Origin of the sequence: Guyparkeria sp. SB14A, assembly GCF_005096345.1 — a bacterium.
Lineage (GTDB): Bacteria > Pseudomonadota > Gammaproteobacteria > Halothiobacillales > Halothiobacillaceae > Guyparkeria > Guyparkeria hydrothermalis.
On sequence record NZ_SWAW01000050.1, the window covers coordinates 1 to 6725 of the forward strand.

Below are 6725 nucleotides of genomic sequence, written 5' to 3' on the forward strand. Positions count from 1 at the left end.
CAACGGCCGACGAGCCGGCCGCGCAGGAGCCCCGGGTGGACGACGGGGCGCCGGAACCGGCAGACGAACCGCCGGCCGATGGCGGCGAGGCCGCATCCGGCGCGGTGATCTCGATGATGATCGTCGACCGCGAGCAGGCGGCCATGCCGCCCGAGCGGGTCCGGCGTGCGATCGAGGAGTCCGGCTTCGAGTTCGGCGAGTTCTCGATCTACCACTTCCAGGATCTCGACGGCGCCGACTGGTTCTCGCTGATGAACGCCGTCTCGCCGGGGCAGTTCAACCCCGACGACCTGTCCTCCTTCGAAACCCCCGCGCTGGCGCTGTTCATGCAGTTGCCGGTGCGCGGCGGGGCCGACCCCTCGCTGGTCTTCGAGCGCATGCACCAGGTGGCCACCTCGCTGGCCGAATCGCTGGATGCCATGCTGATCGACGATCGCCGCGAACCGCTGGACAGCGAATCGATCGATCGGTATCGCGAGTTGATTGACGAGCACGGGTGATGGCGGCATGAGTGAGGCCGACGATCGCAAGCGCCTTGCGGCCCTGCGCGCCGAGATCAACCAGCACAACTTCCGCTACTACGTCCTCGATCGCCCCACGGTGCCGGACGCCGAGTACGACGCCCTGATGCGCGAGCTCGAGGCGATCGAGGCAAAACATCCCGACTGGATCACCCCCGACTCGCCCACCCAGACGGTGGGCGCCCCGCCGAGCCATGTCTTCGAGACCGTCGAGCACCAGGTGCCGATGCTCTCGCTCGACAACGCCTTCGATGCCGACGAGTTCACCGCCTTCGACCGCCGCGTGCGCGAGCGCCTGGGCCGCGACGAGCCGATCACCTATCTGGCCGAGCCCAAGTTCGACGGCCTGGCCATCAGCCTGACCTACGAGGGCGGCGTGCTCGCCCGGGCGGCGACCCGCGGTGACGGGCGACGTGGTGAGGACGTCACCGACAACGTCCGCACCATCGAGACCGTGCCGTATTCGATCGACCTGCCGGTCGACAGCCGCATCGAGGTCCGCGGCGAGGTGGTGATGACCCACGAGTCGTTTGCCGAGATCAACCGGCGCGCCGAACGACGCGGCGAGAAGGTATTCGCCAACCCGCGCAACGCCGCGGCCGGCTCGTTGCGCCAGAAGGACCCGAAGGTCACGGCCAGCCGGCCGCTGCACTTCTTTGCCTACGGCATTGGTGCGGCCGAGGGCATCGAGGCGCCCGAGACCCAGTCGGGCTGGCTCGACTGGTTCGAACGGCTGGGGTTTGTCGTCGCGGAACACCGTGATCGAGTCGAGGGGCTGGAGGCCGCACAAGCCTTCCACGCGTCGCTGGGCGAGAAGCGTGCGGGGCTGGCCTTCGATATCGACGGCGTGGTCTTCAAGGTGGATTCGCTGGCCGACCAGCAGCGGTTGGGGTTCGTCGCCCGCGCGCCGCGCTGGGCGATCGCCTGGAAGTTCCCGGCCGAGGAAAAGCTCACCCAGGTGCGCGACGTCGAGTTCCAGGTGGGGCGCACGGGCGCACTGACTCCGGTCGCCCGCGTCGAACCGGTGGCGGTGGGCGGGGTGACCGTCGCCAATGTCACCCTGCACAACATGGACGAGATCGAGCGCAAGGACGTGCGCATCGGCGACTGGGTGCGCGTGCGTCGCGCCGGTGACGTGATCCCCGAGATCATCGAGGTGTTGCCCGAGAAGCGCCCCCACGATGCCCGAAAGATCGAGCTTCCCGACAGCTGCCCGGAGTGCGGCTCCGAGGTGCTGCGCGACGAGGAGCAGGCGGTCGCGCGCTGCACCGGTGGGCTGTTCTGCCCCGCGCAACGCCGCGAGGCGATTCGCCACTTCGCCAGTCGCAAGGCGATGGACATCGACGGACTGGGCGAGAAGTGGATCACCCTGTTTCTCGAGCGCGAGCTGGTCGAACACGTCGACGACCTGTTCCGCCTGAATCGGGACGACCTGGTCGCCTTGCCGCGCATGGGGGCGAAATCCGCCGACAACCTGCTCGACTCGCTGGAAAAGGCCAAGGAGACCACCCTGGGGCGTTTCCTCTACGCGTTGGGTATCCGCGAGGTGGGCGAGGTGACCGCCGAGTCGCTCGCCCGCCATTTCCGCGACCTCGACGCGCTGATGGCGGCCTCCGAGGAAGAGCTGCAGACGGTCGAGGACGTCGGTCCGGTGGTCGCCCGCCACGTGCGCGCCTTCTTCCAGCAGCCGCACAACCGCGAGGTGATCGACGGGCTGCTGGCCGCCGGCATCCACTGGCCCACGCCCGAGGCGCCGGCCGACGATGCGCCGCTGGCGGGCAAGACCTTCGTGATCACCGGCACCTTGCCGGACATGACGCGCGACGAGGCCTCGGATCGACTGACCGCGCTCGGGGCCAAGGTCACCGGTTCGGTATCGAAGAAGACCACCGCCCTGGTCGCCGGCGAGGCCGGCGGCAGCAAGCTCGACAAGGCCGAGAAGCTCGGCGTGCCGGTGCTCGATGCCGAGGCCTTCGCCCGTTTGCTGGAGAATCCCTCCACACTCGACACGGACCGCTGACCTTTTTCCTTCCTGTCGCCAAATCGTCAAGACGGCGACACGCCGCTGTCATCGAATCGCCCTAGCGTCCTGACTTGTGGGGCAATTTTGCCCCGGAGTCAGACCGAGGTGCCGATTGGATATCCGACTGGTGACGGAAACCTTTCCGCCCGACATCAACGGGGTGGCGACCACCCTGGGTTGCCTGGTCGCGGGCCTGCGTGAACGCGGCCATCGCGTGGTGGTGACCTGCCCGAAAGCCGCGGTGGCACGCGATCTCGGCGATGGGGAAGAGGTGCCGGGCGTCGCCCTGCCGTTCTACCGCGAGGTGCGGCTCGGCCTCCCGCGCCGGCGTGCCTTTCTCGCCGACTGGCGCGAGGATCCGCCCGACGTGGTGCACATCGCCACCGAGGGGCCGCTGGGCGCCTCGGCCCTGGCCGCGGCCCGCGCCCTGGATCTGCCCGTCACCACCTCGCTGCACACCAATTTCCACGCCTATGCACGCGACTACCGGCTGGGGTGGTTGGCCAGCCCGGTGATGCGGTACCTGCGGCGTTTCCACAACCGATCGGCGAACACCTTCATCCCCACGGCGACACAGGCCGCCGAACTCGGGGCGCAGGGTTTCGAGCGCCTGATGGTGCTGGGTCGGGGCGTCGACACCGATCTGTTCAACCCCGACCGGCGCGATGCGTCATTGCGGGCGGTCTGGGGCGCGGATGATGCGACGCCCGTGCTGTTGCACGTGGGTCGTCTGGCCGCCGAGAAGAACCTCGCCCTGCTGGTGGACAGTTGGTCGCGGGCGCGCGCGATCGATCCACAGACCCGCCTGGTGGTGGTCGGCGACGGCCCCGAGCGCACCCGGCTCGAGCGGCAATTGCCCGGGGCCGTCTTCGCCGGGGCGCTGCGCGGCGAGGCATTGGCACGCCACTACGCCTCGGCCGATGCCTTCCTGTTTCCCAGTCTGACCGAGACCTTCGGCATCGTGATGCTCGAGGCCATGGCCAGCGGGCTCGACTGCCTGGGCTTCGACTACGCCGCCGGGCGCCAGCTGATCGACCCGGGTGTTAACGGTCTGCTTGCCCCCTTCGCCGACACCGCGGGCTTCCTCGACCGCGTGCCCGATCTCCTGGCGCCCGAATCGCGCCGGCGTCGCGTGCGGGCGGCCGAGACCGGTCGCGCCCACAGCTGGGCGGCGATCGTCGATGCCTTCGAGCAGAACCTGGCCGACGTGGCGGACACGTCGACGATCGATGCCGCGGCACGGGAGCGTCTGACATGACGCCCTTGCGTGCCGGTTCGCCGATGGCCGCGCGTTGCTCGCGGGCGATTCAGGCCTACCTGGGCTGGGAGGCGCTCGTGACCGAGCGCTGCAATCACGCCCACCGGGTACGGGGGTTGCGCTGGTTGTTCGCCGCGGCCTCACGGTTGGGTGACGGCATGGGTTGGTACCTGCTCGCCTTGCTTGTGCTGGTGGGGCATGGGGCCGAGGCCGTGGTGCCAATGGCGCTGATGCTCGCCTCCGGCGGGGCGGGCGTGCTGATCTACCTCACGATCAAGCGGCGGACTGCCCGCTTGCGCCCGCTCAACCGCAACCAGCGGCTGGAAATCAGCGTCGCCCCGCTCGACCAGTACAGCTTTCCCTCCGGGCACACCCTCCACGCGGTCAACTTTGGAATCCAGCTGGTGGCCTTCCAGCCGGCGCTGTGGTGGATCGTCTTGCCCTTCGCCCTGCTGGTGGCGATGTCCCGCATGGTGCTCGGGCTGCACTATCTCTCCGATGTGCTGGTCGGTGCGGCCATCGGTGCGGTGCTCGCCGCATCGACCCTCCATCTGCTCTGACGGCTCGGCCCTTCCCGTGGGTTTGGTGGTCCGTCGTGATTGCCGATTTCCGAATATCTAGAAAACAATAACGAGATTGACCAAGAGGAAGCCCTGCTTCATTCGGGGTGCTATTGGGGCATAAAAAGATGCAATGACTGGGCAAGTGACTGAATAGTCGTGCATATGGCCCAGTGTGTTGTCTGCCTATTAAATACGCCAACAAAAATCGTCTATATAAGCGTTGCAAAGGCGCAATTTGCGGGGGTATGGTTGCAACGCTTGGGCAGGGACGGCTCGTGCTTGTCCGGGCGGCAAGACACATTTAGGAGGATTGGGGATGTCAAACAATCGAGAAGCGGCTTCGAGCCGCCGACTACCCGCCAGGTCCCTCGCCGCGGTCGGGCTGGGCCTGACGCTGTTTGCGGGCGTTACGTTCGCCGACGGTCATGGCGGGGCAATGGAGTTGAGCAACGGGTCGATCATCGGTTCCACCTGCATGGGCTGTCACGGTTTCGAGGGGAAGGGCTCGGGCAACATCCCGCGTCTGGCCGGCCTGCCGAAGGAAGTGATCGCCGGGAAGATGCTGGCGTACAAGTCGGATGCCCAGGAAGGCACGGTCATGAACCGTATCGCCAAGGGGTATTCCGACGAGGAGATTCAGGCGGTGTCTGAATTCTTCGCCAACCAGTAACGCCCCACCCGGCACAAGGAACACGAGAGGTAACCGCAATGAGTCTTTCCCGACGCGGATTTCTGAAACTGAGCATGGCCATGGCCGGCGTGGGCGCGGTGACCGGTCTGGCCGGCTGCCAGAGCAAAGGCAGCGTCACTGGCGCCAAGCGCGTAGTCGTCATCGGTGGCGGCTTCGGTGGTGCCACCGCGGCCAAGTACGTCAAGCTGTTCGACCCGACCGTCGACGTCACCATGATCGACGGTCAGTCCAGCCACACCACCTGCCCGTTCTCCAATTTGGTGATCGGTGGCCTCAAGGAGATCGACGAGATCACCCACAATTTCACGGCGCTGGAAAAGCGCGGCGTGAACGTGGTCAAGGGCTGGGTCACCGGTATCGACGCCGACAATCGCGTGGTCACGCTGGAGGATGGCCGAACCTACGAGTACGACCGCTTGGTCGTCTCGCCGGGCATCGACTTCAACTACGATGCGATCGAAGGCTATTCCGAGGAAGTCGCCAACACCACGATGCCGCATGCCTGGCAGGCGGGTGAGCAGACCCTGCTGCTGCGCAAGCAGCTCGAGGAAATGGACGACGGCGGCACGTTCATCATGGCCGCGCCGCCCAACCCGTTCCGTTGCCCGCCGGGGCCGTATGAACGCGTCTCCTTGATCGCCAACTACTTCAAGGAGAACAAGCCGAACTCGAAGATCCTGGTGCTCGATCCGAAGACCGGCTTCTCGAAGGAGCCGCTGTTCCGCGAGGGCTGGACCGCCAACTACGGCAACATGATCGAATGGATCGGCGGCGACTTCGGTGGTGGTGTCGAGAAGGTCGACCCGGACACCATGACGGTCACCGCCGGCGGTACCGAGTACCAGGGCGACGTGATCAACGTCATCCCGCCGCAGAAGGCCGGCTGGATTGCCCACCGGGCGGGCCTGACGGACGATTCCGGCTGGTGCCCGATCAACACCGGCACCTACGAGTCGACCATCAAGCCGGGCGTGCACGTGGTGGGCGATGCCTGCATCGGCTCGCCGATGCCCAAGTCCGGTTTCTCGGCCAACTCGCAGGCGAAGAACTGCGCGGCGGCGATCGTGGCGATGTTCCACAACGAGAACCCGCCCGAGCCGAGCTGGGTCAACACCTGTTACAGCCTGGTGGCCCCGGACTACGGCATTTCCGTCGCCGCGGTCTACGCGGTCCAGGACGGCCAGACCGTCTCCGTGGAAGGCGCCGGTGGCGTCTCGCCGCTCGGTGGCAAGAACGCCGAGAAGGAAGCCGGCTACGCTCGCGACTGGTACGCCTCGATCACCGAGGATATCTGGGGCAGTTGACCGCCTCCCGAGCCGCCCACCTGGCGGCCGACGCCAGAAGGCTCGTCATCGCGAGATGGCGGGCCTTCAATCGTTATCAGGGCATCATGACGCCGGGCCGATATGCGAGCGCGACTCGCCCGCGAAGGCAACGGCAGCCGACGTCCCTCTCAAACGTGGCCACAAGTCGAGACCGGGCCGCATATGCGGTGGTGCATTTCGTTTGCGAGGCTGCCTACCACACAGGCATGCAACAGCCGTAGGAGATTCTATGTCTCCCCACAAGGGATTCTCGGCACGTAGTCAGTCTGTTTCTGCATCAAACTGAAAGCGACCCGAGCCAGTTTTCTCGCAAGGGCGACCAACGCTTGGGTGGGTGCTAATCC

The 6725-nt window shown here is 66.5% G+C and carries 6 protein-coding genes; all 6 read left to right on the plus strand.

Features of this window, described 5'->3' with window-relative positions; all coding sequences use genetic code 11:
- Positions 1-500 (plus strand): cell division protein ZipA C-terminal FtsZ-binding domain-containing protein (locus FAZ79_RS10935; RefSeq protein WP_211238846.1); only part of this gene is annotated, 500 nt, incomplete at its 5' end.
- A 7-nt stretch (positions 501-507) separates the two neighbouring features.
- A complete protein-coding gene (ligA, locus tag FAZ79_RS10940) occupies positions 508-2541 on the plus strand; it encodes an NAD-dependent DNA ligase LigA (protein ID WP_136868001.1) in 2034 nt (677 codons plus the stop codon).
- Positions 2542-2671: 130 nt separating this feature from the next.
- Positions 2672-3802, plus strand: a complete 1131-nt coding sequence (locus FAZ79_RS10945) for a glycosyltransferase family 1 protein (RefSeq protein WP_211238847.1) — start codon at positions 2672-2674, stop codon at positions 3800-3802.
- Entirely contained in the window at positions 3799-4362 is a 564-nt protein-coding gene (locus FAZ79_RS10950; protein WP_247709547.1) for a phosphatase PAP2 family protein, read from the plus strand. Before FAZ79_RS10945 ends, FAZ79_RS10950 begins: the two co-directional genes overlap by 4 nt.
- Positions 4363-4681: 319 nt before the next feature.
- Positions 4682-5035 carry a c-type cytochrome gene (locus FAZ79_RS10955; RefSeq protein WP_136868003.1) on the plus strand — a complete coding sequence of 118 codons (354 nt, stop codon included), beginning with the start codon at positions 4682-4684 and terminating at the stop codon, positions 5033-5035.
- A 38-nt stretch (positions 5036-5073) separates the two neighbouring features.
- Positions 5074-6360, plus strand: a complete 1287-nt coding sequence (locus FAZ79_RS10960) for an FCSD flavin-binding domain-containing protein (RefSeq protein ID WP_136868004.1) — start codon at positions 5074-5076, stop codon at positions 6358-6360.
- Positions 6361-6725: the final 365 nt, after the last annotated feature.

What these genes read in the sequence shown, in the direction of transcription:
- FAZ79_RS10950 (WP_247709547.1), top strand. Translation starts at nt 3,799, where the DNA reads ATGACGCCCTTGCGTGCCGGTTCGCCGATGGCCGCGCGTTGCTCGCGG.
- ligA (WP_136868001.1), top strand. Translation starts at nt 508, where the DNA reads ATGAGTGAGGCCGACGATCGCAAGCGCCTTGCGGCCCTGCGCGCCGAG.
- FAZ79_RS10960 (WP_136868004.1), top strand. Translation starts at nt 5,074, where the DNA reads ATGAGTCTTTCCCGACGCGGATTTCTGAAACTGAGCATGGCCATGGCC.
- FAZ79_RS10955 (WP_136868003.1), top strand. Translation starts at nt 4,682, where the DNA reads ATGTCAAACAATCGAGAAGCGGCTTCGAGCCGCCGACTACCCGCCAGG.